Below are 23,883 nucleotides of genomic sequence, written 5' to 3' on the forward strand. Positions count from 1 at the left end.
CCTTCCATTGTGCCTGAGCGGTTCAATCGACGGCGCGGGCGGCGGAGATTCGGTGGAGGGCGTAGGTGCGGGGGTTGTCGGTGGTGTCGTCGTAGGCGGTGAGCCAGCCGTCGGCGACGCGGACGGGTTCGACGATGCGTTCCGAGGAGTGACCGTTGTGGTCGACGTATGCGATCCAGGTGCGGGTGTGCGCCTCGGCGGCGTTGGTGAGGACGGCGATGGTCTCGGCGGGGGCGGCGGGTTCGACGAGGCCCTGGTCGTCGGGGCGTTCGGCGGCGATGCGGTCGCCGGCGCGGACCTTCTCGATGACGGCCTTCACCTGGTCGTCGGTCAGGTCGAACGCGCTCTCGTTGAAGTCCCGGCTGGTACGGCGTCGCGGCGCCTCTCCACGCCGCGGCGCGCCGGTCACGTGCACCGCCCCGTCGAAGGTCTCCGCCAGCGGCGCCAGCCCGGCGTCCCGCAGGCGGCTCAGCACCATGTCCGGCGGTGACGGCGACACCACCACGGTCGGTGCCAGTCGCCGGAACCGCACCCCGGGCAGGTTCGAGTTCAGCAGTTGGGTCAGCACGTCCTCGTCATCACACCGCAGGTACGTCGACGCAGTCCCGAGCCGCAGTACGCCGTGACGCCGCGCAACGTCGTCGATCAAGTACGCCAGCGGCTGCGGCACCGGCGTCCGCGAATGCTCCGCCAACCAGCTGTGCAACTGCGCTGCGGTCCGCCCGAGGTCGAACGCGCGCCGCACCGAGCTGTCGCTGAACCGATAGACCCCAGCGCCACCGTCCGACTCGACATCCGCCATCGTGGACAGCTCATCCTGCACAGCGCGCACCAACGGCCCAGGAGCGACCGCGGTGAGGTCAGCCTGCAGCAGCACCTCGGACACCGGCTCCGGCATCAACGAGCTGATCGCTTCGGCCAACTCGTCGACGGTCGGCTCAGCACCCAGCAGCGGCTGCGCATGCTTCGCCAGCGAGCCCAGCCCGGTCAACCCGAGCAGCGCGGCCTCGGACACGCTCCACTGCACCAGGTCGTCCCGGAACTGCCCACCGCGCCGCGGCCGATGCCAGGCCACCCACGTCACCACGGTCTCCGGAGCAGGCGCAGTACCAGTACCCGCCTCGGCCAGCGCCTGCAGCGTCAGCACCCGGATCTCCGGTGCCAGCAAGCGCTCCAGGTCCGGAGCCAGCGCGTTGATCAGCCGCTCCCGCGCAGCCGCCGTACCCCCGCCGCTGTCTCGCCGGCCGATCAGCCCGATCGCTCTGAGCCCGTTGAACCAGGCAACGACGAGCTGCGCCCACCGGTGCGCCAGATCGAGCTCCAGCCAGTCGTCGTACGCACTCGTCGGGAGCCACAGCTCACTGGTGCCGACTTCGACCGCAGCGACCAGCCCAGCGGCGTACGCCATCTCCAGTACTGCTGCGGCGGTCTGCTCTTCCGCACCGATCTTCCCGGCCAGACTGCGCAGCTCACGGACGCCAACGCCACCAGTACGCAGTACCGGAGGCGGCTCGGTCCCCAGCTGCTCCAAGGCCCGGTCAACCAGTCGCACCAGGTCCAGCGCCGCACCAGCAGCGGCCCGGTCGGCGATCGTCGCCGACACCTTCTTCCCGTCCAACGGCGGCGGCACCGGCCGAGTCGACGCCAGCACCCGCCCACCGCGCAGATGCAACCCGATCTGCCGCGGCAGCACCACAGTGTTGGGATCCTTGGGTACGACGAGCCCGCGCGCCAGCAACCGCTCCACGGGAGTCCGGGCCGAGGCGATCGTGACCGGACGCTCCGCCTTCTCCACCGAACCGGTCGGCGGACCCCAGGTCAGTTTGTCCAGCACCGCCCGCGCATCCGGACCGGCGTCGTCGATCAGCTTGTCCAGATCACCGAAGTGCCGTGTGGTGACCGGACCGAGCCCAGCCGGTGTCGGTCCGAGCAGTTCGTGCACCGCGCGGATCGGACGGAGGTCGTCCGGGGTTCCCCACACCAGAGCGAGGTCCAGCAGCTCGTCGACCCGCGGCCGGACCACCTCCTCCGGCTGGTCGACACCGCGCGCCAACGTCTCCAGATCCACCGGCTCGGGCAGTGCGGACAGCGACTCGAGCAGGTCCACGCCGAACTCGTCCAGCCGGTTGATCGCCCGGGCGGCCGACGCGTTGCTGGTCGCCCGCGCGGCCAGTTGCCCGGTGTCCGCGGGAATCGGCAGCGCCAGGTCAGGCCGCCGGCGGAGCAGCTCACCGAGCGCGGCGTCGTCCCACGTCCGCAGGGCCTCAGCGAGGGTACGGGGGCGGGTCGGATCGGCGGTGCTCATCCTTCCAAAGGTACGGCCCCGGTGGTCTGCACCCCAAGGTCGGCCAGGATCTGGCCCAGGGTTTCTTCCAGCGGACTGTCCGGACCGATCACGGTCTGCTCGATCCGGTCCAGGACGTCGTGCTCCCGGTACCACTCCCGCATCATGTCCGGATCCACCCCGGGCATCACCCGTGTCCCGTGCCGTACGACGGTCTCCGCGAACGGGATGTCGAAGTAGTAGTGCAGCGTCGTCCCGCGATGGTCGGCGGTCAGTCGGCGCAGCATGTCGCCGTACCGGCCGGCGTCCAGGATGCCCTCGAGCACCACGTCGTACCCGTGGTCGAGGGCGTAGCGGACGTTGGTGTCGATCAGCCCGACGTTCACCCCGCCTGGTACGTCGCGTTCGCGGAGCAGGATCCGCCGGAGGTAGTCCTGCTCGACCCACGCAGTACCGCGGCCGAGTCGTTCCCGCAGCGCCTTCGCGGTCGTCGACTTGCCGGAGCCCGAGTTGCCACGTAGTACGACGAGTCGTGTGCTCGGACTGCCCGTCACTCCGCTGCTCCGGCGCTCCCGATCCGGTGAAAGCCGACACGCTCGTAGACGGCGGCGACGGCGTCGGACTCGGCTGACAGCAGTACGAGGTCCACTCCGTTGGCGAGTGCGTGCTCGACCAGCGTGGAGGTCACCGCGGCTCCCAGACCGCGGCGGCGCATGGAGGGCAGTGTGCCGACGCCGACGATCTCAGTGGTCGAGTTGACCGGCTGATGGGTCCCACTGGCCACCATGCCCTGCTCGGTGAACGCACCGGCGGTGACTGCCACACCCCGCAGTACCCGGCTTCGCAGCGTCGCGACGACGTTGTCCGGCACCGCTGCGGCCGCTACTTCCCGCTCAGCCGCGCCAGCATCGCCGACCGCGGTACCGGGATCACCGAAGGCGAGGCCTGCGACGGCACGCGCCTGCCGGACCATCTCCTCGTCGGCGGAGAGGATCTCGCAGCGCGCATCAGCCGTGGCAGGCCGGAAGTCATCGCGCCGCAGCACCAGCAGCGGATGCTCGACCACGGACAGACCCGCGGCGGCAGCGGCGGCGCCCAGCGACGGGCAGGCCTCCACGACCCACTCGAAGCTCAGCGGGATCTCCAGTTCGGCACACCGCGCCCGTACCAACTCGATGTCGGCCGGCTCGATCGTCGCACCGGATCCGGGGACCGGGCGGGCGTAGTACGGCCAGACGGTCGTACTACGGAACAGCGTGAACGGACCGACCTGTTCGGGAACCGCGCCGGACAGAGGGACGCTGTGAAGGTACTCATCGACTGTGCTGATCATCGCGAGGCAGTGAACCACCCGGACCGGGTCGACGCCAGTGGTTATGTCGAGACGCGCCGAACGGCTCCGACGTACCTCCTGTCAGCTAACCCGACCGAGGAGCAACAGATGCAGAACGTGACGTCAGCGGACGGTACGACGATCGCCTACGACCGTCTGGGCAGCGGCCGGCCGGTGATCCTGGTCGGTGGGGCGCTGTGCGACCGGCAGTCGTTCCGGCCGCTCGCCGACGAGCTGGCGAGCGAGTACGACGTGGTCACGTACGACCGGCGCGGCCGCGGTGACTCCGGCGCGGGTACGCCGTACAGCGTGGAGCGCGAGGTGGAGGACATCGCCGCCCTTGTCGCGGCCCTCGGCGGTACGTCGGCCATCTACGGGCACTCGTCCGGCGCAGGGCTGGCGGCGATCGCGGCGAGTACCGGACTGCCGTTCACCAAGGTCGTGATGCACGAGCCGCCGTACGGACCGGACGACGTCGACCCGTCGGATGACGGGGAACAGGTGCTCGAGCGGATCCGGGACGGGCGCAACCTGGAGGCGGTCGAGCTGTTCCTGATGATGACGGGCATGCCCAAGCCCCAGGCGTTGCAGTGGGCTGCCACGCCCGGTCTGGCCGATCTCGCGCCGACGCTTGCCTACGACTTCGCCGTCATGGAGCACGGCCTGAACGGCACCGGCACGCCGGTCGAGCTGCTCCGGACGATCAAGCCCGAGACGCTCGTCCTCGCCGGCACCGCCACCGCGCCGTTCATGCTCGACGCCGCCCACCGCGTCGTCGGGCTCATCCCGAACGCGACGTACGCCGAACTCCCCGACCAGCACCACGCCGTACCACCCGAGGTGCTGGCCCCGGTAGTCGCTGAATTCCTCAGGCGATGATCTCGATGGACACCTTGTCCGGGTAGAAGGCGACGTGGTCGCGGATGTCGGCGACCGCGTCGTACGGCTGCTCGTAGGTCCAGACCGCGTTCACCCCGTCCGCCCCGGCGGGGAGGACGCTGTAGTACGCCGCGTCGCCCTTGTACGGGCAGTACGTCTGGTGCTCGGTGCGCTCGAGCTGCGTGAGGTCGACGTCCTTGCGCGGGATGTACTGCACCGCCGGATAGTTCGCCTCCTGCAGCGACAGCGCGTCCCGGGTGTCCGCGACGACCCGGTCGCCGACCTTCACGACCACGCGGTCCGGGTTCTTGCCCACGGTGATCGGATGGTCCGGCCCGGGGATCTTCACAGTCTTCTCCGCCATAACTGCTGACAACCCCGCTCGCGGTCGCGCCATTCCCCGGACCGCCAGCACTCACCAACTCAGTCGCATCCGACCGCGCCACGCTCAGCCGGCCACGCCGAGCGGGCGCTATGGCTGGTTAGTGAGTGGTGGACGTCCGCTGTCACGGCGCACTGATGACGAACTTCGCTCCCGCAGCCTCCGCGAGTTCGGCGCCGAGAGCACCTGCCGGGGTATACGCACCGGGTCGGCCCTCGCCGCGCGCCAGCCGTACGGCGGTCTCCGCGGTCGCGTTGGCGGTGAACTCCATCGCGTCCCCGGCCCGCAGCCACGCCTCCCGCGTCGTACCGTCCGGCCACGTCACGACCGCATGCCCCCACGAGTGCTCCCGCGGACGCGGAGCCGGCTTGACCTCGGCCGCCGCCATCCGCCGTACGGCGAACCGTCGCACCGCCGGGATCCTCAACAGGGCACCCGCCACCGGAAGAATCGCCCGCACCACAGGCGCCGACGGCACCAGTCCGGACGTCGCCACCACGTTCGGTGCACCACTCGCGAGGTGCGCCGCCAGCAGCTCGCCCGTCGGACCGCCCGCGGACTTCGCGGTCTGACCGTCCGGCAGCGCGTGCAGCCGCGGGTCGGCTGCGAGCCGCGCCGGCACCCGCTGACCGTTCTCGTACCGAAGTCCGCCGGTCGTCAGCCCCGACACGATCGACTGCGCCAGCGCCTCGCCCAGCCTCCCGCCCTCGATCGCGACCGACGGCAGTGCATCCACCCGTACGTCGCGAGGCGTCGCCCGATCCGCACACAGCAGCGCGACCACCGCCTCGGTCCCCAGCACCCCGAACCCGGCCCCGGTCACGAACGTGCTGCCCGCGGCCACAGCTTCGTCGTGCAGCGCGATCAGCCGCGGCATCGCGACCAGATCGTTGGCCAGGTCAACGTAATGCCCGCCCGGCAGGCAGGCCCGGGCGATCGGTACGGCGGTCTCGGCGTACCCGCCGATCGTGTTCACCACGACGGCGGGCCGGCGTCGCGCGATCTCGGCCGCTGCGTCCGCGGTCTCGACCACCTCGGCGTCGCCCAACCCGATCTCCGCAGCGGTCTTGCGCAGCCGCTCGGCGCTCCGCCCGACCAGTACCGGCGTACCGCCCCGGGCCGCGACCTGTACGGCGATCTCGCGTCCGGTCCGCCCGGTGGCGCCAAGAATCCAGATGGCCATCTGTGCTCCTCGATCTGATGTCTCAGGGTGTCATCACTGCGACGATAGCACAGCAATGACACTCTGAGACATCGCGATTGCTAGACTTCGGGCATGGCTCGATGGGACCCCGGTGCGGAACAGCGGCTGCGCAAGGCCGCGCTCGAGCTGTACGCCGCGCACGGGTACGACGCGGTGACCGTCAACCAGATCGCGGAACACGCCGGTCTGACGCGGCGGTCGTACTTCCGCTACTTCCCGGACAAGCGCGAAGTCCTGTTCGCCGGCTCCGAGCGCCTGCCCGAGGCTGTGCTCGAAGCGATCCGCGCCGTCGATCCCGCGGTTGGGCCGTGGCCCGCCGTACTCCAGGCCGCCGCGGCAGTCGGCGAACTCCTCGTCGAGCTCGCCGAGGACACCGGCGTACGGCGTGCCGTCATCGCCGCCAGCCCGGAGCTGCAGGAGCGAGAGCGCACCAAGATGGCCTCCGTCACCGCGGCTCTGCGCGACGGTCTCGAGGAGCGCGGACTGTCACCTGAAGACGCGGCGCTGGTGGCGCAGGTCGGGTCAGTCGTGTTCCAGAACGCGTTCAGCCGGTGGATCGACGGCAACGGGCAGCGGACCTTCCAGTCCTGCCTCGACGCCGTCAGCGGCTCACTCGGCGGTGAGCTCTTCCAGCTCGACGACTAGGCACGGGCCGCCGTCGAAGGCGCCGCCGTCGATCCCCAGCGCGAGCCCGTCGGCGTACAGATGTGGGCCGGTCAGGAACTGTGGGTCGATCCCGAGCTGGTCGGCGACGATGCTGTGGCCGTGCACGATCCGGTGGCCGCCGAGGTGCTGCAGCATGATCCGGGCCACCTCTGGACCGCTCGGCCCGCGGAACGCATACCGCGAGGTGGTCCGGCGCCAGATCTCCCACCAGACCTCGATGTCGTCGGAGTGCAGCTCGGCGCGGGCCGCGGCGTTGATCTGGTCGAGGGTGTCGCCCCACTCGACGTACTCGGCGGTGTCGGAGTGCATCAGCAGGTGACCGGCGTCCAGCGCGAGCATCGGCCGGTCGAGCAGCCAGGCCACGTCGTCGTCGGTGAGCAGCTCCTGGTCACGGTCCTGGCCGCCGTTCAGGGCCCAGGACCGCTCGAAGCTGCGCAGCGTGACGCCGTCGTGCGGGACGAAGGTGTCGCCGAACTTGTGCATCCCGAGCGCCAGGATCTCGTGGTTGCCGAGCAGCATCCGGACCGCACCGTCGGGGGCCTGCTCGATCAGGCCGCGGACGTAGCGGAGCACGCCGATGCCGTCCGGGCCGCGGTCGAAGAAGTCGCCGAGGAACCACAGCCGGGTGTCCGTGGCGGCCCAGTTGCCGTCGGCATCGGTGAGGCCGGCGGTGTGCAGCGCGGCGGTCAGTTTCTCCAGGTGGCCGTGGACGTCGCTCACGGCGAACACCCGCGTCACGTCATCCCCGAACGGTGAGCACGATCAGTACGACGTTCAGGGCCGTGACGGCGGTGGCTACCAGGCATGCCGCGAGAGTAGTCGCCCGGCGGTTGACGAGGTCGCCCATGACGCGCCGGGAAGAGGTCAATCTCACCAACGGCCAGAGCGCGCACGGGATCCCGAAGCTCAGCACGACCTGCGAAACGACCAGCGCTCGGCTCGGGTCGATGCCGATCGCCAGCACCAGCAGGGCGGGCACCAGCGTGATCAGCCGGCGGGCCGCCAACGGGACGCGGCGCTGCCAGAAGCCGTCCAGGATCACGGAACCGGCGTACGTCCCGACCGAGGAGGAGGCGAAACCGCTGGCCAGCAGCGCGAGCGCGAACAGCAGCGCCGGGAACTCCCCGAGCCGGACACCGATCGCGGTGTGGGCGGCGTCCAGCGAGTCGGCACCGGTGCCCTTCAGGGCAGCGGCGGCCAGCACGACCATCGCCAGGTTGACCGCACCGGCCAGCGCCATCGCGACCGCGACGTCCAGCCGGGTGGCCCGCAGTACCCGGGACTTGCCTTCTTCGGACCGGATGCTCTTCCAGTGCCGGTCGGTCACCAGGGCGCCGTGCAGCCAGATGGCATGTGGCATCACAGTGGCCCCGAGCATGCCGGCTGCCAGCACCAGCGACTCGGTCCCGTCGAGCCGGGGGACCAGACCGCTGACTACGCCGCTCGCCGACGGGTCCGCCGTCGCGGTCGACACCACGAAGCCGATCAGTACGACGGCCAGCAGCCCGATGATCGCGGCCTCGAACGGGCGTTGCCCGCGCTTCGACTGGTAGATCAGCAACGCGAACGAGACCGCACCGGTGATCGCTCCACCGAGCAGCAGCGGGACGCTGAACAACAGGTTCAGCGCGATCGCACCGCCGACGACCTCGGCCAGGTCGGTCGCGATCGCGACCACCTCGGCCTGCGCCCACAGTCCGGTCGACGTCGATCGTTTGAAATGGTCGCGGCAGAGCTGCGGCAGCGTCCGCCCGGTGGCGATGCTGGCCTTGGCCGCGAGGTACTGCACCAGAACGGCCATCAGGTTCGCGCCGACGACGACCCAGCACAGCAGATAGCCGTACGTCGCCCCCGCGGCGATGTTGGTGGCGAAGTTGCCCGGGTCGACGTACGCGACTGCGGCAACGAACGCCGGTCCGAGCAGTAACAGCCCGGACCGGCTCAGTTGCCGCCGCAGCGGCGCCGGTGCGTACATGAGAGAAGTCTCTACGAAGGCACCGACAACGCAACCCTTGTTCCGGTTTTGAGACGCGCCTTACGCCCAGCCGAAGTGCACTTCCAGTGTGACCTCGACGCTGCTGTCACCCGGGGAGATGCTGATCGAGGCGTCGAAGTTCGCCTTCCGGCCGGCGTTGGACGCGGCGTGACGGATCGGGAACGCGTTCTGGGTCTCCGCGATCGCGGTCACCTGGCCGAGCGTGGAGCCGGCCAGCGCGGCCAGGTGCTCGGCCTTCGCCCGCGCCTGCTGGAAAGCGAGTTCCCGCGCCTGGGTCAGCAGGCCGGACTTGTCCTCGATGTCGAACTGCAGCCCGTTCAGGGTCAGGTTGTTGCCCGCGGCATCGACCGCGGCGTTCAGCAGCGCTCCGAACCCGGTGAGGTCGTTCGTCTCGACCTGGATCATGTGCGACGCCTGGAAGCCGACGTCGGTCCCCGGCTCCCGGAAGTGCTGGAACACGTTCACGGCGCTGGTGCCGAGCTGCGACTCGACGATGCCCCGGCCACGCAGTGCCGCGGTCACAGCATCCGTGAGCTCGCCGACCCGGGCCACCGCACTCGCGACGTCCGGCGCGAACGCCTCGACCCCGAAGGTCGCCCGCAACACGTCCGGCGCCCCACTGACCTGCCCCGACCCGACAACAGTCACCCCAGTATCCATACCCGCCAGTCTGGCATCAGCTCGCGCGGCGGCGGATGAGGCGGGCGGGGATGTTGTGGAGGTGGCAGAGGGAGAGCAGTGCGGTGCCGTCGATCAGTTGGAGGGGTTTGCCGTTGGCGAACTGGTAGCTGGTCGGGCCGAAGCCGGATGTGGTGATCAGGATGCCCTTGGTGGCGCCTGCGTCGAGCACGGTGCCGAACAGGTCGCGGACGGCGGACGGCGGGACCGTGCGAGTCCAGAGCTTGGCCTGGACGACGAACTTGCCGCCGGTGATCGGCCGGGGATCGTAGGCCACACAATCGATCCCACCGTCGGCCCCGCGCCGGAACAGCTGCGTTTCCAGGCCCATCCGGGTGAGCAGGTTCTGTACGAGGTGTTCGAAGGACTCCGCACTCAGCTCCAGGAGGTTCGGCCGGGCGTCGATCTCGCTGATCACGTCGACCGCTTCGACAGCACGTGGATCGGTCAGGTCGAACTCCAGCACCGGCTCCACCGGCTGCAGCTCCTCCGGGTGCCGTGACACCTCGGCGGCGAAGAAATGCCGGACACAGGCCACCGGGTCAAGCTGATCCATCACCAGTGCCTCGTACTGCTCCCGCGTTGCCCGCAAGGTGATGAGGCACGGCCGCACGGTCTGTCCGGTGGTGAGGTCCACGGACTCGACCATCCCGTTGAACACGATTGTGTCGACCACGCCGTACCGGTCACTGCCGAAGACCAGGTGCAGCGCCCGCAACGCGAGCTGGGCGACCAGCTGCTGATAGCGCCGCCGCAGTTCCTGCGGATCCCGCGGTACGGCGAGCACTGCGTCGACCGCACGGTCATAGCGGTACGACGCCGCGACTGGGATCGCGGTCACGTCCGGCAGATCCCACTCGAGCGCCAGGAGCGTCGACTCGGGCACGTACCCGACCTTGCGCCGGCGTGGGAAGTCCAGAGGCTCCGGCACTCGGTCCAGCGCCTTGGTGAAGTAGCGCGTCACGGCGACCCGGTCGTGGTTCTCCACGGCACGTTGGTACGCGTCGATCCGCGCATGCTGCTCCGCGGTCGTCTCGTCGAGCCGGCGCTGGCGCTCGACTTGCTCCCGCAGCGCCTTGGCCACCCGGGTACGACGGGTCTCCTCCGCGGCCCGGTGCCGTTCGATCGCCTCGGCGAACCGGTCCTCCGCGTCGGCGAGTCGACGCGCGAACCGGCGCTCGGCGCCCCACCAGCGGAACGTGCCCGGCGGGTGCGGTACGAACGCATCCCAGACGGGTCCGGGATGCGCCTCGAGATCTGCCGGTGACACGGTCGGCGGAGCCCGGCGCGGCGCCCGCTTCAGGGTCTGCAGATCGGTGCCGTGCACATCGGCGGCGAGTGCGTCGGCCAGGATGTTGTCCAGGATGTCGACGCGCTCCTGTACCGCAGCGGTACGTTGCGCCGCTTCGGCGGATCTCCGCGGCGGACGGTCGCTGCGGGCGTGACCTTCCATGGATCGGCCCATCGCCTCACACCTCTCACCCACCAATGTAACGGTCCAACCACGCTCCGCGACGATGATGACGGAGAGTTGGAGAGGACATTGCTTGCCGTCCACCCCCTGTTTCCTGCTGCACGTGCAGGTGCTCGCTCCGGGGGAAAGAAGAAAGCGGGGGGAGGGCAGGGCGTCCTGTTTCCTGCCGCATGTGCACTTGCAGGCGCATCCGGAAGCGGTGACGATGACAGGCATGAGCCAGCCGTCGTACGCGTCCGGGGTCTCCGAGGTTCCCTTGCTGGGCGAGACGATCGGGCAGAACCTCAGACGGACGATCGCGGCGTACGGCGACCGCGAGGCCCTGGTGGAGGTCCAGACCGGAAGGCGCTGGACGTACGACGAGTTCGGCGCCGAGGTCGAGCTGGTGGCCCGGGGCCTGATGGCGCGCGGGATCGCGAAGGGTGACCGGGTCGGGATCTGGGCCCCGAACCAGGCCGAGTGGACGATCACGCAGTACGCGACCGCGTTGATGGGCGCGATCCTGGTGAACATCAACCCGGCGTACCGCACCCACGAACTCGCCTACGCGCTGAACCAGTCCGGTGTCCGGTTGCTGGTGTCCGCGACCGCGTTCAAGACCAGTGACTACCGCGCGATGATCGACGAGGTGCGCCCGGACTGCGCCGCGCTCGAGGAGACCGTCTACCTCGGCACCGGCGACTGGGACGCGCTCCGCGACGACGCGAGCCGGATCACCGTCGACGCGTTGAACGCCCGCGAGGCCGAGTTGTCCTTCGACGACCCGATCAACATCCAATACACCAGCGGTACGACGGGGTTCCCGAAGGGCGCGACGCTCAGCCACCACAACATCCTGAACAACGGCTTCTTCGTCACCGAGACGATCGCGTTCACCGCCGAGGACCGGCTCTGCATCCCGGTGCCGTTCTACCACTGCTTCGGCATGGTGATGGGCAATCTGGGCTGCACCACGCACGGCGCCTGCATGGTGATCCCGGGGCCGGCGTTCGACCCGGCGGCCACGTTGCAGGCGGTCCAGGACGAGCGGTGCACCGGGTTGTACGGCGTACCCACGATGTTCATCGCCGAGCTCGGGCTGCCGGACTTCGCGGAGTACGACCTGAGTTCGTTGCGAACCGGGGTGATGGCGGGATCGCCGTGCCCGATCGAGGTGATGAAGCGCTGCGTCGCCGACATGCACATGGCCGAGGTCGCGATCTGCTACGGCATGACCGAGACCTCGCCGGTGTCCACGCAGACCCGGCGCGACGACGACCTGGACCGCCGTACGTCGACCGTCGGGCGGGTGCTGCCGCACGTCGAGGTGAAGCTCGTCGACCCCGCCACCGGCCTGGTCGTCCCGCGCGGCGAGACCGGCGAGCTCTGCACCCGCGGGTACTCCGTGATGCTCGGCTACTGGGACGAGCCGGAGAAGACCGCGCAGGCGATCGACCGGGCCCGCTGGATGCACACCGGCGACCTCGCGACGATGCGCGACGACGGGTACGTGAACATCGTCGGCCGGATCAAGGACATGGTCATCCGCGGCGGCGAGAACGTGTACCCGCGGGAGATCGAGGAGTTCCTCTACACCCATCCGGCGATCGCCGACGTCCAGGTCATTGGTGTCCCCGACGAGAAGTACGGCGAGGAACTCTGCGCGTGGATCAAGCTCAAACCCGGTGCGGACCCGCTGGACGCGGACGCCGTACGGGCCTTCGCGAACGGCAGACTCGCGCACTTCAAGATCCCGAAGTACGTGCTGCTGGTGGACGACTTCCCGATGACCGTCACAGGTAAGATCCGCAAGGTCGAGATGCGCGAGAAGTCCGTTGAGCTCCTCGGACTGAACTGATCAGGCTGCCGGCCCCGAACGCCGCGCCGAGTACGCAGACCGCGGGCCACCCGGCCTGCTCGTACAACGCGGTCGACGCGATCGCGCCGACGCCGCTGCCCAGCGAGTAGAACACCATGTAGCCACCGATCAACCGGCTGCCCGCGTCTGTCCGGTAGATCAGGCTCTGGTTGGTGACGTGAACGGCCTGTACGGCGAGATCGAGCAGCACTGCCCCGATCGCCAACCCCACCAGCGAGTGTGCCGTCGCCAGCCAACTCGTTGCCAAGAGCACCGAAGCGATGATCGTGACCTGCCGTCCGTGGCCACGATCAGCGAGTCGCCCGGCCGGTCCGGCGGCGAGCGCGCCGGCCGCACCGATCAGGGCGAACGCGCCGATCTCGGTGTGGGACAGGCCGCGTTCGGTGAGCGGTAGGGCGATCGAGGTCCACAGGGTGCTGAACGACGCGAAGACGAAGAAGGCGCGCACCGCACTCTCCCGGAACAACGGCTCCCGCCAGAGCCGGACGGTGGATCGCAGCAGTGCGAGGTAGCTGAGCCCGCTCGCGGTGTGCAGTCGGGCGGGAGCGAAGGCGGCGGCGAGGGCGAGGCAGGCGGCGCAGGCGATCAGGTAGACGGCTCGCCAGCCGAGGAGGTCGGTGAGGATTCCTGATGTCGTGCGGGCCAGCAGGATGCCGATCACGATGCCGCTGGTGATGGTGCCGACGGTGCGGCCGCGTTCGGCGGGGGCGCTCATCGACGCGCCGTAGGCGACGAGGGACTGGGTGACCACCGCGAGGGCGCCGACCGCGGCGAGGCCGAGCAGGAGCATCGCGGAGTTCTGTGCCAGGCCGGTTGCGAGGAGGGCGACGGCCAGCAGGGCGAACTGGACCTTGATCAGTCGCCGCCGATCGAGCAGATCGCCCAACGGCACCAGGAAGAACAGGCCGAGTCCGTATCCGGACTGGGTGACCGTCACGAACACCCCGACCGTGCCGGGTGCGATCCCGAGGTCGCCGCCGATCGTCACGAGCAGCGGCTGGGCGAAGTACACGGTGGCGACCGCGACCCCGGCGGCCAGAGCGAGGAGCTTTGGTTGCATCTTGCTACCGTAAGAGCAGTTGGTAGCATGTTGCAACCAGGAGGTGCCGAGTGGTCAAACGAACGAGGTTCGACGGTGAGAGCTGCCCGGTCGCGCGGTCGGTGGACGCGGTCGGCGACTGGTGGTCGCTGCTGATCGTCCGCGACGCCTTCGACGGCAGTCGCCGGTTCGGCGACTTCCAGCGCAGCCTCGGTGTCGCGAAGAACATCCTCAGCTCGCGGCTGCGCGAGCTGGTCGACAGCGGCATCCTCGAACACGCCGGTCACGATTACGTCCTCACCGCCAAGGGTGAAGCGCTCTTCCCGGTGATCGTCGCCCTCCGCCAATGGGGCGAGGCGTACGCCTTCGCCTCAGGCGAGGACCACTCGCTCCTCCTCGATCGCCGCGACCACCAGCCCCTACGCCCCCTCGAAGTACGAGCCGCCGACGGCCGCCCCATCACCCCAGCCGACACCGAGGTCCGCAAGCTTTGAGGGGTCGGCCCCTCAACTGGTGGGTCGCGGACCAAAAATACTAGGGGCCAACCCACCGTTTGAGGGGCCGGCCCCTCAAACGCGGCTCGGGGGGGAGCAGGGTGGGGCGTGCTGGGGGAGCGGCGGGGTGGGGTGGGCTGGGGGCGGCGGCTGCTAGGGCGTGAGGTGTTTGGCGAAGGCTTGCACGGACGGGGTGTCTTCGCCGCGGCGCCAGATCAGGGCCAGGGCGGAGTCCGGGAGGCCGGTGAGGGGGACGGTGACGATGCCGCCGCGGCCGTTCAGGTTCGCGGTGGGGCGGCAGATCAGCATCGCGCCACGGTCGGCGGCGATCAGCGAGATGCCTTCCTGCAACGTGTTGACGTCCGGGCCGCGGTGGATCAGCGCGCCGCTCGGCGTCTGCGTGGGCGCCTGCGCCTGCCGCCAGTAGTCGGGCGCCGGGCCGGCGAACGCGATCAGGGTCTCGCCGGCCAGTTCTTCCGCGTCGACCGATTCCCGGTCGGCCAGCGGGTGCCGCTTGCACACCGCGAGCGTCTGCGGGTGCCGGGAGAAGGTCGGGCCGATGACCAGATCGTCCTCCGCAACCGGGAGCAGTACGACGGCTGCGTCGATCGTGCCGCGGCGGAGCGCGCCGAACGGATCGTTGAGCGGGAGTTCGCAGACGGTGAGCTGGCAGTTCGGGTTGCGGGAGCGGAAGGCCGCGACCGCGTCGAGGATCTCGTCGCTCGCGGTGCCCTGGAAACCGATCCGCAGCGTGCCTTGCGCGCGGGCGGCGTACTCGCGGGCGTTCTCGACGACCCGCTCCAGAGTCGCGTACGCCGGGCGCAGCGACGTCACGAACTCCTTGCCCAGCGGTGTCAGTGCGACCCGGCGGCTGGTTCGCTCGAGTAGCGGTCCGCCGATCCGCCTCTCCAGTGACTGGAGTAGTTGGCTGACGCGGCTCTGCGAGAGGTAGAGGCGTTCCGCCGTACGGCCGAAGTGGAGTTCGTCGGCGAGGACGAGGAAGCACTCGAGTTCGCGGATCTCGACGGCCATGGGTCCAGGGTCATCGATTAGCCCAGCTAATACAAGCATGACCAGATCACCGTTGTTCGGGACCACCGGTGAGCCGCTCACTGGTGATATGACAACGATCTGCGTCGACCAGCCGGTCTCCGCTGCGCGGGCCTGGACCGCGTCCGTGACGATGGCCGCCACCGTGTTCACCGTGGTGACCGCCGAGATGCTGCCGGTCGGCCTGCTCACCCCGATGAGCGACGCCCTGCACGTCACCAAGGGCACCGCCGGCCTCAGCCTCACCGTCACCGGCGTCGTGTCCGCGGTGGCCGCGCCCGTCCTCCCGCTGCTACTCGGCAAACTCGACCGCCGCGCGGTCATGGTCGGCCTGATGCTGCTGCTCGCCGCGGCCGGCTTCCTCGCCGCGATCGCCCCGGCGTACGGCGTCTTCGTCGGCGCCCGGGTGCTGATGGGGATCTCGATCGGGGGCGTCTGGCTGTTCACGGTCGGACTCGCGCGCCGCGTCGTACCCACGCACGCGTCCGGTCCCGCGACGTCGCTCATCTTCAGCGGCATCGGAATCGCTTCTGTGCTGGGGATTCCAGCCGGTGCGTACGTCGGCGAACTCGTCGGCTGGCGCTGGGCGTTCGCGGGTGTCGGGCTCCTGTCGATCGCGCTGGCCGCCGCGCTGGCCATCTACCTACCGCCACTGGCTGCCGAGAAGGCCGTGCGCTTCCACGACGTGGTGAAGGTGCTGCAGGTCAAGCAGGTCCGCGTCGGACTCGCACTGGTCGCGTTGATCGTGACCGGCCACTTCGCGGCGTACACCTATGTCCGTCCGCTCCTCGAACCGCACACCGGCACCGCGCTGATCGGCACCCTCCTGCTCGCGTACGGCGTGGCAGGTGTCGTCGGCAACTTCCTCACCGGCGCCCTGCGCCCGCCCGTCGCGCTGACTGTCATCGCCGCGGGTATCGCGTTGACTGCCTTCGCACTGCCTGTCGTCGGCACGACGATCGCCGGATCCCTTGTCCTGCTGGTGATCTGGGGTCTCGCGTACGGCGGTACGACCGTCAGCACGCAAGCGTGGGGACACGCCGCCGCGCCGGATGCACCCGAGTCCGCATCCGCGGTCCTGGTAGGCGTCTACAACGGATCCATCGCGCTGGGAGCCTTCACCGGCGGCCAGGTCGCCGACCACCTCGGTACGACGACCGTCACCTGGCTGCCCGCGACACTGGCAACCGCGGCCTTGCTCGTCCTGTTAACGAACCGCCGCCAGCGCCGCTGAGTCCTCGTCGCCGAAGTCGTCCTCGAGTTTCTCCGGCGAGTAGTCCAGGTCGATACCCGCGATGTCCGCGCCGACCGCGGACTCGATCGCCCCGAGGCGCCGGGTCGCGCGATCACCGGCGTACGTCATCAATGCTGTCGGGCTGATTTCCGGAGGTAGCTCCGGCGAGTTGTCCAGAGCCCATTGGATCTGCGTCAGCGCGTGCGGGAGGAGCTCCTCCATGGTGTCGGTGACGACCTTCCAGTTCGACGCGTCGGCGGCGACGTGCCGGCGGCAGGTGAACGTACCCCACGCCATGTGCCGTCGCTCGTCGTCGCCGATCCGGCGGATCAGCTCCTGCATGCCGGGCAGGACGCCGCGCGACGTACAGAGCAGGTTCCACGCGTGGTACCCGGTGAGGGCCAGAGTCCCTTCCACCACGTGGTTGTAGGTCACCGACGCCCGTACCTGGTTCGACGGTGACGGATCGTCGGCGAGTGACTTCAGCGCGACCGGGAGGGCCTCGTAGAAGATCGCGCGGTACCCCGGGTTGTTCTCGACGTACCGGTGCAGGTCCTCGGTGACGCCGACCGCGTCCAGCCAGAGCCGGAAGACCGCGGTGTGCTTGGCCTCCTCGAAGCAGAACTGGGTCAGGTACATCTCGTCGCCGAAGCGGCCCTCGGCGGCCATCGCCTGCAGGAACGGTTGCAGGTCCTCGGTCACCGCCTCCTCGCCGGCGATGAACTGGGAGCAGAGCATCAACGCGTTGTCCTTGTCGTTGTCGCCCAGCTCCTGCCAGTCCTTCGCGTCCTGGCTGAAGTCGATGTCGCGCGGGTCCCAGAACTTGCGGTTGCCCTTGTCGAACAGGCGCAGGGGCAGCGCGTCCCAGTTCAGGCCGCCGGCCCGCAGGGAGCTGAAACCCTGACGGTGCAGTTCGTTCATACGTGCTGCCTCCTCGTCTCGGACAAGAACGGAGAGAGGACGCGAGCCAGTTGCGCGGCCACGACCGCCGGGGGAGGGCCCGGCGTGACGATGTGGCTCAGGACGACGCGTAACGCGACGTCGACGCAACTGGTCGCGTCCTCGGCGGGTACCTCCGGCCAGTGCTCCCTGACATGGGCATCCAGCCGGAGGTGTGCCAGTTCCAGCACCTGCTGTCCTCGGGTGGTCAGCAGTTGACTGGCCTGATCGGATCCCGGCTGACTCAGCGCGGCCTTCACCAGCGGGTTCTCCCCGGCCAGTGTGAGGGCCCGCTCGACCGCGGCCCGGAGGCCGTCGATCGGGTCGGACTCCTCGGCGAGCGCCGCGTTCACGTGCAGCAGGAACCGGTCGGTCTCGCGTGCCGCGACGGCTTCCAGTACGCCCCACTTGTCGCCGAACTCGTTGTACACGGTCTGGCGGGACACCCCGGTACGACGGGCCACCTCGGCCATCCGGAGTCCGTCGTACCCACCTGTCTCGATGGCGTCCTGTGCGGCGTCGAGCAGCTCGTCACGCAGCCGGCGTTTGGTCCGATCGGCAAACGAGTCCATGCCGATGAGGGTTTACAAAATTGTCTCCGATGTCAAGTACTCGGACACCATCTCTTCAGTTGTCAAGTGCGGAGTAGTGCGACGCGTCACCGGTTCGCGGCGTACTGCGGACGCCGTCGACGCTCACCGGGACGTCGCCGGCGAGCGTGATCCGGTGCAGGCGGCGCGGCAGGTCGTCGTAGTCGGCGACGCCGAAGTGCTGGGTCGCGCGGTTGTCCCAGATCGCCAGGTCGCCCGGCTGCCACTGCCAGCGGACGGTGTTGTCGAGGTTGGTGATCCGGTTCTGCAGGAGCTGGAACAGTGCGCTCGTCTCGGTGCTGCTGAGGCCCACGAAGCGGCGGACGAAGTGCCCGAGGACGAATGCCCGTTCGCCGGTCTCCGGGTGTACACGGACCACCGGGTGCTCGGTCTCGAACAGCTTCGACTCGAACTGCTTGTGGTGCTCCTCGAACTTCACGTCGACGCCGCCGATCCGGCCCTCGTCCGCGTGACCGGCGTAGTCGTAGACGTTGCTGTGCACAGCCCACAGCCGGTCGACCAACGCCTTGAGCGACTCCGGGAGCTGGGCGTATGCCCGGACGGTGTTGGCCCAGCTCGTCCCACCCCCGTACGCCGGCAACGTGACCGCCCGGAGCAGGCTGATCGCCGGGACGCGGTCGACGAACGTGACGTCGGTGTGCCAGCTGTTCGCCTTGCTGTAGTCGGAGTCGATCGGCAGCACCTCGGCCGCGCCGTCGAGGCTCTTCGAGGTCGGGTGCGCGAGGGTCGGCGTACCGAGCAGGCGCGCGAACGCCAGCTGGCCGGCGTCGTCGAGGTGGTGCTGCTCGCGGAAGAAGATCACCTTGTGGTCGAGCAGCGCCCGGCGGATCGCGGCGACGGCCGGCGCGGCCAGGTCGCCGCCCAGACGGACGTTCCCGATCACGGCGCCGAGTGCGCCGCCGGTCTTGTCGACGGTGATCTCCGGTGCTTCCAGTTGCGCTGTCATGATCGCTCCCTCACGGTCGGTTATCCTCCATAATCCGACTGATTTAGTAGACATAGACGTTGTTTCGGGATGCGAGATCGTGTCGGTGACGGGTCACGTAGTGTGGGGGGCGTGTCAGCCGCCGCACTTGAACCCGCCCCCGATACCGCCGACGTTCCGGAGTTGGTGGTCGGTTTCGACCTCGACATGACGCTGATCGACTCCCGCCCGGGCATCCAGGCCGTCTGGGACCTGCTGGCCGCGGAGTCCGGCGTACCGATCGACACCGACCTGGTGGTGAGCCGGCTCGGTCCGCCGCTGACCTGGGAGATGGCGAACTGGTTCCCGCCCGAGCAGGTCGACGCGATGGTCGCGCGGTACCGCGAGCACTACCCGTCGCACGCGATCTCGGGCAGCCTGCCACTGCCGGGCGTGGCCGAGTCGCTGGCTGCGATCCGGGCGCTGCGCGGGCGCACGATGGTCGTGTCCGCGAAGTACACCCCGTCGGTCCGGCTGCACCTCGAGCACCTCGGCCTCGACGTCGACGAGCCGGTCGGTGACCTGCACGGCGCCGAGAAGGGTACGGCGCTGCGCGAACACCGGGCCACGATCTACGTCGGCGATCACACCGCGGACATCGACGGCGCGCATGCCGCCGGCGCGGTCGCGGTGTCGGTGGCGACCGGTCCCTTCACCGCGGACGAGTTGCGGGCGTACGGCGCGGACGTCGTACTGAACGACCTCACCGAGTTCCCGGCGTGGCTCGACGCGTACGTCCTCGAGCAGCGGCTCGCAGCGTTGATGCGGCGGCTGTCGACGTACGACAAGATGGTCGTCGCGTTCAGCGGTGGCGCCGACTCGGCGTTCCTGCTGGCGGCCGCGGCGCGAGCGATCGGCGCGGCGAACGTGGTCGCGGCGACCGCGGTGTCGCCGAGCCTCCCGGCGGCCGAGCTCGAGCCCGCGGCACGGTTCGCGGACGGTCTCGGCGTACGGCATGTCACCCCGCACACGCACGAGATGGAGCGCGAGGGCTACCAGGCCAACTCCGGTGCCCGCTGCTACTTCTGCAAGGCCGAGCTGATCGAGACGCTGCAGCCGATCGCCGACGAGTTCGGCATCACCGCGATCGCGACCGGCACGAACGCCGACGACGCGATCGCCGGCTTCCGTCCAGGCATCCGCGCGGCCCACGAACGCGGCGCGTTGACGCCGCTGAAGGACGCGCGCCTCACCAAGGCCCAGATCCGTACGGCGTCGCGCAGCTGGGGTCTCGAGACCTCGGACAAGCCGGCTGCCGCGTGCCTGTCCAGCCGGATCGCGTACGGCATCCGGATCACCCCGAACCTGCTCGTCCGCGTCGACCGGGCCGAGCAGGCAGTGCGTGAGCAACTGGCGGCGTACGACGTGCAGAACGTGCGCGTGCGTGACCTCGGGGAGAGTGCGTCGATCGAGATCGATGCCGCGTTGCTGGACCAGGTCGACCGGTCGGCGCTGGAAGCCGCGGTGATCGCCGAAGGCTTCCCGGCCGCGCAGGTGGACCCGCGCGGGTTCCGGTCCGGCTCGATGAACGAGCGGCTTTCGGAGCCCGAAAAGTATCGGAATCTTTAAGGGGTGCGGGGCGGCTGCCTGATCAGGTAGTTTCCCGGAGGCGCCACCGCGCCGGTTCACGTACGCTGGGTTTCCGATCGGGTTTCACGGCTCGACGGCTTCCGAACGATTGACGACTGAAGAGGTTCCCGTGCCCGTTGGCAAGGTGAAGTGGTATGACTCCGACAAGGGGTTCGGATTCCTCAGCAAGGAGGAGGGCGGGGACGTCTACGTCCGCGCCGAGGCCTTGCCGTCCGGTGTGACCAATCTGAAGCCGGGCCAGAAGGTCGAGTTCGGCGTCGTCGAGGGCCGCAAGGGCGAGCAGGCCCTGCAGGTCCGGCTGATCGACCCGCCGCCGTCGGTGGCGAAGGCGATGCGGCCGAAGCCGGACGAGATGCAGGTCGTCATCGAGGACCTGATCAAACTCCTCGACCGCCTCGGCGAGGGCTACCGCCGCGGCCGCCAGCCCGACAACAAGTCGGCCCGCCAAGTCGCGACCGTGCTGCGCGGAGTCGCCGACAAACTCGACATCTGACCCACCTCACCCCGGCCCACCCCGGCCCACCCCGCACCGGCCCGCACCGGCCCGCCCCGCACCGGCCCGCCCCGCGCAGTCCCGCCCCGCGCAGTCCCGCCCCGCGCAGTCCCGCCCCGCGCAGTCCCGCCCCGCGCAGTCCGGGCCATTTGCGGGGTGAACCTCCGAGGTTGACCGTTCGCAGGCTGCGTGCGAGGGGTGAAGGGGCGAATTGAGGGGTTCACCCCTCAGATGCGGGCAGGGGTGGGTGGCTGTTGATGCGAGACTGGATGCCGTCGAGGACGGTGTCCAGGCCGAAGCCGAACTCGCCGGCGTCGAAGTCGCCGACGTAGCCCTCGTCCGGCGGCTGCTCCAGGGTGGCCGCGATGCCGGGGAAGCGGTCGGAGGTCACGAGCATCGCGAGCCGCTGCGTGTAGAGCTGGCCAGCCTCGCGTGCCTGGTCTGGTTCGGCGACCATGTTGGCGGTGAGTTGTGCCGCGCCGCGGATGTAAATGTTCACCAGCAGCATCGCGGACAGGCGGTCCTGCGGCGTCAGCGGCGTACCGTCGAAGGCCTGCAGGGCGGACTCCATCCAGGCCAGCTGGTTCGGTGACAGCGGTGGCTCGGCGACCGGGATCTGCAGGACCCACGGGTGCGCGCGCAGGCCGTCGCGGAAGGCGGTCGCCCAAGCGGTGATCTGCGCCCGCCAGTCTTGCGTGCGGTCGAGTGCGGGCGGTGCGCCGAACGCCTGCTCGAGCATCACGACGTACAGGTCGGCCTTGGCGTCGACGTAGCGGTAGAGCGACATCGTGGTGAAGCCGAGCGCGGCCGCCACCTTGCTCATCGAGACCGCGGCCAGGCCGCCTGCGTCCGCGAGTTGGATCGCGGCCCGCCCGATGTCACTGATGTGGAACGCCGGCTTCGGTCCCGGCCGCGACCGCCCCTCGATCCCCCAGAGCTGCTGAAGCACTCGCGGCAGTTCCTGCTCGTCCATGGCGTCCACCTTATCTGTTTACAACATAGACAGTCATGTTCTATGGTCTGCGTATGGCGCACACAGTGTGCGACGTACACAGATAAACCGGAGGGGCATCATGGGGACCACCGAACGGGCGGGCCGCAAGGAATGGATCGCGCTCGGCGTGCTCGCACTGCCGCTGCTGCTGGTCTCGATGGACGTGTCGGTGCTGTACTTCGCGGTTCCGTTCATCAGCGCGGATCTCGGGGTGAACGCGACCGAGCAGCTGTGGATCTTCGACATCTACGGGTTCGTGCTCGCCGGCCTGCTGATCACCATGGGTTCGCTCGGCGACCGGATCGGCCGCCGCCGGCTGCTGGTCCTCGGCGCGATCGGGTTCGGCGTCGCCTCGGTCGCCGCGGCGTACGCGCAGAGCCCGGAGCAGCTGATCGCGGCCCGCGCACTCCTCGGGATCGGCGGTGCGACCCTGATGCCGTCGACCCTGGCGCTGATCCGGAACATGTTCCACGACCCGAAGCAGCGGTCGAAGGCGATCGCGTTCTGGAGCGCGGTGATGATGGGCGGGATCACCCTGGGTCCGGTGCTCGGCGGGTTCCTGCTGGAGCACTTCTGGTGGGGTTCGGTGTTCCTGGTCAACACCCCGGCGATGGTGCTGTTGCTGGTCCTCGCGCCGGTGCTGCTGCCGGAGTTCACGAGCACCGCCCGTGGACGCTTCGACCTACTGGGTTCGGTGCTTTCGCTGGCTGCCGTGCTTCCGGCCATCTGGGGAATCAAGGAGATCGCTGCGAACGGTGCGTCCGCGCTGCCGGTGGTGGCGATCGTCGCCGGGCTGGTCTTCGGGGTCCTCTTCGTGCAGCGGCAGCGGACCGCGGCGCACCCGATGGTCGACCTCGCGATGTTCCGGAACCGGGCGTTCAGCGGCTCGCTGGCCGCGAACACCGTCGGGACCCTGGCGCTGGTCGGCAATGCGGTGTTCCTGACGCAGTACCTGCAGTTGGTGCACGGGCTGAGCCCGCTGAAGGCCGCTCTGTGGTCCCTCGCGCCGTCGGTGCTTGTCGGTGGCGCCGCGCCACTGGCCACCGCGCTCGCAGGCAAGACGGACCGCGCGTACGTGATCGGCGGCGCCTTCGTCCTCGCGGCTTCGGGGTACGGCGTCCTGACCCAGGTGCACCCCGACTCGTCGCTGGCCGTGCCGCTGACCGGAGCCGGTCTGCTGGCCGCCGGTCTGGTGATGGTGATGACGCTGGTCACCGAGGCCGTCGTCGGTTCGGTCGCTCCCGAGCGGGCCGGGTCGGCGTCCGCGGTGATGGAGACCTGCTCGGAGTTCGGTGGCGCGCTCGGGATCGCGATCCTCGGCTCGATCGGTACCGCGGCCTACCGCGCCGACCTTCCGTCGAACCTGCCGCCGGGTGTCGCCGAACCGGTCCGGGAGGGTCTGCCGGCCGCGACGGCGGCTGCTGCTCACCTGCCGGCGGAGCTGGCCGGGACCGTCCTGACCACCGCGCAGCACGCCTTCACCCACGGCATGAACGTGGTCGCCCTCGTCGGCACCGTGCTCCTGCTGGTCACCGCGGTCGCCGCGACCCTCACCCTCCGCGGGACCGCGCCGGCCGCCCCCGCCGAGGAGCCGGCTTCTGAGGAGGCCGAATTGGGCCGTGTCTCGTAACTCCCACCCACTGCGCGCCTGCTCGCTACGGCGCGGAATTGCCAGACACGGCCCAGTCACCGAGTCCTGAGCCCACTGAAGCGGCGGCCGT

Annotated in this window: 23 protein-coding genes; 8 read left to right on the top strand and 15 right to left on the bottom strand. The window is 69.5% G+C overall.

Features of this window, described 5'->3' with window-relative positions; all coding sequences use genetic code 11:
- Positions 1–22 precede the first annotated feature (22 nt).
- The 3 genes from ACFYRH_RS39225 to ACFYRH_RS39235 are packed head-to-tail and all read right to left on the bottom strand — an operon-like array spanning position 23 to position 3,617.
- Positions 23–2,305 carry a helicase-associated domain-containing protein gene (locus tag ACFYRH_RS39225; protein ID WP_387785672.1) on the bottom strand — a complete coding sequence of 761 codons (2,283 nt, stop codon included), beginning with the start codon at positions 2,303–2,305 and terminating at the stop codon, positions 23–25.
- Entirely contained in the window at positions 2,302–2,838 is a 537-nt protein-coding gene (locus ACFYRH_RS39230) for a kinase (RefSeq protein ID WP_387785675.1), read from the bottom strand. The genes ACFYRH_RS39225 and ACFYRH_RS39230 overlap by 4 nt, the downstream gene beginning before the upstream one ends.
- On the bottom strand, positions 2,835–3,617 hold the full coding sequence (locus ACFYRH_RS39235; RefSeq protein ID WP_387785676.1) for a GNAT family N-acetyltransferase: 783 nt from the start codon (positions 3,615–3,617) through the stop codon (positions 2,835–2,837). Before ACFYRH_RS39235 ends, ACFYRH_RS39230 begins: the two co-directional genes overlap by 4 nt.
- Before the next feature lie 108 nt (positions 3,618–3,725).
- Between ACFYRH_RS39235 and ACFYRH_RS39240 the strand changes: the two genes are divergently transcribed.
- A complete protein-coding gene (locus ACFYRH_RS39240) occupies positions 3,726–4,496 on the top strand; it encodes an alpha/beta fold hydrolase (protein ID WP_387785678.1) in 771 nt (256 codons plus the stop codon).
- Here the strand turns inward: ACFYRH_RS39240 and ACFYRH_RS39245 are convergent.
- Positions 4,486–4,860, bottom strand: coding sequence for a DUF427 domain-containing protein (locus ACFYRH_RS39245; protein WP_387785681.1), 375 nt, complete (start codon positions 4,858–4,860; stop codon positions 4,486–4,488). The genes ACFYRH_RS39240 and ACFYRH_RS39245 overlap by 11 nt on opposite strands.
- 142 nt (positions 4,861–5,002) lie before the next feature.
- Positions 5,003–6,061 (bottom strand): hypothetical protein, encoded by a 1,059-nt coding sequence (locus ACFYRH_RS39250; protein WP_387785683.1) that lies wholly within the window; start codon positions 6,059–6,061, stop codon positions 5,003–5,005.
- Between the two features lie 93 nt (positions 6,062–6,154).
- On the opposite strand from ACFYRH_RS39250, the gene ACFYRH_RS39255 reads away from it, so the two are divergent.
- Positions 6,155–6,727: a TetR/AcrR family transcriptional regulator gene (locus tag ACFYRH_RS39255; protein ID WP_387785686.1), complete on the top strand. Its 573-nt coding sequence runs from the start codon at positions 6,155–6,157 to the stop codon at positions 6,725–6,727.
- Here the strand turns inward: ACFYRH_RS39255 and ACFYRH_RS39260 are convergent.
- The 4 genes from ACFYRH_RS39260 to ACFYRH_RS39275 are packed head-to-tail and all read right to left on the bottom strand — an operon-like array spanning position 6,692 to position 10,887.
- Positions 6,692–7,468 (bottom strand): metallophosphoesterase, encoded by a 777-nt coding sequence (locus tag ACFYRH_RS39260; protein ID WP_387785689.1) that lies wholly within the window; start codon positions 7,466–7,468, stop codon positions 6,692–6,694. The genes ACFYRH_RS39255 and ACFYRH_RS39260 overlap by 36 nt on opposite strands.
- A gap of 19 nt (positions 7,469–7,487) precedes the next feature.
- The gene (locus ACFYRH_RS39265; RefSeq protein ID WP_387785691.1) at positions 7,488–8,723 is read right to left on the bottom strand and encodes an Nramp family divalent metal transporter; all 1,236 of its coding nucleotides are present in this window, start codon (positions 8,721–8,723) and stop codon (positions 7,488–7,490) included.
- 60 nt (positions 8,724–8,783) lie between these two features.
- Positions 8,784–9,404, bottom strand: coding sequence for an SIMPL domain-containing protein (locus tag ACFYRH_RS39270; RefSeq protein WP_387785694.1), 621 nt, complete (start codon positions 9,402–9,404; stop codon positions 8,784–8,786).
- Positions 9,405–9,420: 16 nt separating this feature from the next.
- Positions 9,421–10,887: a restriction endonuclease gene (locus ACFYRH_RS39275; protein WP_387785697.1), complete on the bottom strand. Its 1,467-nt coding sequence runs from the start codon at positions 10,885–10,887 to the stop codon at positions 9,421–9,423.
- A 223-nt stretch (positions 10,888–11,110) separates the two neighbouring features.
- Here ACFYRH_RS39275 and ACFYRH_RS39280 point away from each other — a divergent pair, with 223 nt between their 5' ends.
- Positions 11,111–12,733 (top strand): AMP-binding protein, encoded by a 1,623-nt coding sequence (locus ACFYRH_RS39280; RefSeq protein ID WP_387785699.1) that lies wholly within the window; start codon positions 11,111–11,113, stop codon positions 12,731–12,733.
- On the opposite strand, the gene ACFYRH_RS39285 is transcribed toward ACFYRH_RS39280, so the two are convergent.
- The gene (locus ACFYRH_RS39285) at positions 12,669–13,814 is read right to left on the bottom strand and encodes an MFS transporter (RefSeq protein WP_387785700.1); all 1,146 of its coding nucleotides are present in this window, start codon (positions 13,812–13,814) and stop codon (positions 12,669–12,671) included. The genes ACFYRH_RS39280 and ACFYRH_RS39285 overlap by 65 nt on opposite strands.
- A 50-nt stretch (positions 13,815–13,864) precedes the next feature.
- On the opposite strand from ACFYRH_RS39285, the gene ACFYRH_RS39290 reads away from it, so the two are divergent.
- The gene (locus ACFYRH_RS39290) at positions 13,865–14,287 is read left to right on the top strand and encodes a winged helix-turn-helix transcriptional regulator (RefSeq protein WP_387785702.1); all 423 of its coding nucleotides are present in this window, start codon (positions 13,865–13,867) and stop codon (positions 14,285–14,287) included.
- Positions 14,288–14,440: 153 nt separating this feature from the next.
- On the opposite strand, the gene ACFYRH_RS39295 is transcribed toward ACFYRH_RS39290, so the two are convergent.
- Positions 14,441–15,319 carry a LysR family transcriptional regulator gene (locus tag ACFYRH_RS39295; RefSeq protein ID WP_387785704.1) on the bottom strand — a complete coding sequence of 293 codons (879 nt, stop codon included), beginning with the start codon at positions 15,317–15,319 and terminating at the stop codon, positions 14,441–14,443.
- An 88-nt stretch (positions 15,320–15,407) separates the two neighbouring features.
- Here ACFYRH_RS39295 and ACFYRH_RS39300 point away from each other — a divergent pair, with 88 nt between their 5' ends.
- Positions 15,408–16,571 carry an MFS transporter gene (locus ACFYRH_RS39300; protein WP_387785706.1) on the top strand — a complete coding sequence of 388 codons (1,164 nt, stop codon included), beginning with the start codon at positions 15,408–15,410 and terminating at the stop codon, positions 16,569–16,571.
- On the opposite strand, the gene ACFYRH_RS39305 is transcribed toward ACFYRH_RS39300, so the two are convergent.
- Genes ACFYRH_RS39305 through ACFYRH_RS39315 form a run of 3 tightly spaced genes read right to left on the bottom strand, consistent with a single transcriptional unit; the run spans position 16,545 to position 19,067 of the window.
- Positions 16,545–17,492: a R2-like ligand-binding oxidase gene (locus ACFYRH_RS39305; RefSeq protein WP_387785709.1), complete on the bottom strand. Its 948-nt coding sequence runs from the start codon at positions 17,490–17,492 to the stop codon at positions 16,545–16,547. The two genes, ACFYRH_RS39300 and ACFYRH_RS39305, sit on opposite strands and share 27 nt — an antisense overlap.
- On the bottom strand, positions 17,489–18,082 hold the full coding sequence (locus tag ACFYRH_RS39310) for a TetR family transcriptional regulator (protein WP_387785712.1): 594 nt from the start codon (positions 18,080–18,082) through the stop codon (positions 17,489–17,491). The genes ACFYRH_RS39305 and ACFYRH_RS39310 overlap by 4 nt, the downstream gene beginning before the upstream one ends.
- Before the next feature lie 55 nt (positions 18,083–18,137).
- Complete coding sequence (locus ACFYRH_RS39315) at positions 18,138–19,067, bottom strand: TauD/TfdA dioxygenase family protein (RefSeq protein WP_387785715.1); 930 nt, start codon at positions 19,065–19,067, stop codon at positions 18,138–18,140.
- A 111-nt stretch (positions 19,068–19,178) separates the two neighbouring features.
- Here ACFYRH_RS39315 and larE point away from each other — a divergent pair, with 111 nt between their 5' ends.
- The gene (gene larE / locus ACFYRH_RS39320) at positions 19,179–20,654 is read left to right on the top strand and encodes an ATP-dependent sacrificial sulfur transferase LarE (protein WP_387785718.1); all 1,476 of its coding nucleotides are present in this window, start codon (positions 19,179–19,181) and stop codon (positions 20,652–20,654) included.
- 130 nt (positions 20,655–20,784) lie between these two features.
- A complete protein-coding gene (locus ACFYRH_RS39325; protein ID WP_387785720.1) occupies positions 20,785–21,168 on the top strand; it encodes a cold-shock protein in 384 nt (127 codons plus the stop codon).
- 220 nt (positions 21,169–21,388) lie between these two features.
- Here ACFYRH_RS39325 and ACFYRH_RS39330 read toward each other — a convergent pair whose 3' ends face one another.
- The gene (locus ACFYRH_RS39330) at positions 21,389–22,141 is read right to left on the bottom strand and encodes a TetR/AcrR family transcriptional regulator (RefSeq protein WP_387785722.1); all 753 of its coding nucleotides are present in this window, start codon (positions 22,139–22,141) and stop codon (positions 21,389–21,391) included.
- 100 nt (positions 22,142–22,241) lie between these two features.
- Here ACFYRH_RS39330 and ACFYRH_RS39335 point away from each other — a divergent pair, with 100 nt between their 5' ends.
- Positions 22,242–23,792, top strand: a complete 1,551-nt coding sequence (locus ACFYRH_RS39335; RefSeq protein ID WP_387785725.1) for an MFS transporter — start codon at positions 22,242–22,244, stop codon at positions 23,790–23,792.
- The last annotated feature ends 91 nt before the right edge of the window (positions 23,793–23,883 follow it).

It is taken from the genome of Kribbella sp. NPDC004875, assembly GCF_042873375.1.
GTDB lineage: Bacteria > Actinomycetota > Actinomycetes > Propionibacteriales > Kribbellaceae > Kribbella.

Coding starts and splice junctions, on each gene's coding strand:
- ACFYRH_RS39225 (WP_387785672.1), bottom strand. CDS start 2,305: ATGAGCACCGCCGATCCGACCCGCCCCCGTACCCTCGCTGAGGCCCTG.
- ACFYRH_RS39235 (WP_387785676.1), bottom strand. CDS start 3,617: ATGATCAGCACAGTCGATGAGTACCTTCACAGCGTCCCTCTGTCCGGC.
- ACFYRH_RS39240 (WP_387785678.1), top strand. CDS start 3,726: ATGCAGAACGTGACGTCAGCGGACGGTACGACGATCGCCTACGACCGT.
- ACFYRH_RS39245 (WP_387785681.1), bottom strand. CDS start 4,860: ATGGCGGAGAAGACTGTGAAGATCCCCGGGCCGGACCATCCGATCACC.
- ACFYRH_RS39250 (WP_387785683.1), bottom strand. CDS start 6,061: ATGGCCATCTGGATTCTTGGCGCCACCGGGCGGACCGGACGCGAGATC.
- ACFYRH_RS39255 (WP_387785686.1), top strand. CDS start 6,155: ATGGCTCGATGGGACCCCGGTGCGGAACAGCGGCTGCGCAAGGCCGCG.
- ACFYRH_RS39265 (WP_387785691.1), bottom strand. CDS start 8,723: ATGTACGCACCGGCGCCGCTGCGGCGGCAACTGAGCCGGTCCGGGCTG.
- ACFYRH_RS39270 (WP_387785694.1), bottom strand. CDS start 9,404: ATGGATACTGGGGTGACTGTTGTCGGGTCGGGGCAGGTCAGTGGGGCG.
- ACFYRH_RS39275 (WP_387785697.1), bottom strand. CDS start 10,887: ATGGGCCGATCCATGGAAGGTCACGCCCGCAGCGACCGTCCGCCGCGG.
- ACFYRH_RS39280 (WP_387785699.1), top strand. CDS start 11,111: ATGAGCCAGCCGTCGTACGCGTCCGGGGTCTCCGAGGTTCCCTTGCTG.
- ACFYRH_RS39285 (WP_387785700.1), bottom strand. CDS start 13,814: ATGCAACCAAAGCTCCTCGCTCTGGCCGCCGGGGTCGCGGTCGCCACC.
- ACFYRH_RS39295 (WP_387785704.1), bottom strand. CDS start 15,319: ATGGCCGTCGAGATCCGCGAACTCGAGTGCTTCCTCGTCCTCGCCGAC.
- ACFYRH_RS39300 (WP_387785706.1), top strand. CDS start 15,408: ATGACAACGATCTGCGTCGACCAGCCGGTCTCCGCTGCGCGGGCCTGG.
- ACFYRH_RS39305 (WP_387785709.1), bottom strand. CDS start 17,492: ATGAACGAACTGCACCGTCAGGGTTTCAGCTCCCTGCGGGCCGGCGGC.
- ACFYRH_RS39310 (WP_387785712.1), bottom strand. CDS start 18,082: ATGGACTCGTTTGCCGATCGGACCAAACGCCGGCTGCGTGACGAGCTG.
- ACFYRH_RS39315 (WP_387785715.1), bottom strand. CDS start 19,067: ATGACAGCGCAACTGGAAGCACCGGAGATCACCGTCGACAAGACCGGC.
- ACFYRH_RS39330 (WP_387785722.1), bottom strand. CDS start 22,141: ATGGACGAGCAGGAACTGCCGCGAGTGCTTCAGCAGCTCTGGGGGATC.
- ACFYRH_RS39335 (WP_387785725.1), top strand. CDS start 22,242: ATGGGGACCACCGAACGGGCGGGCCGCAAGGAATGGATCGCGCTCGGC.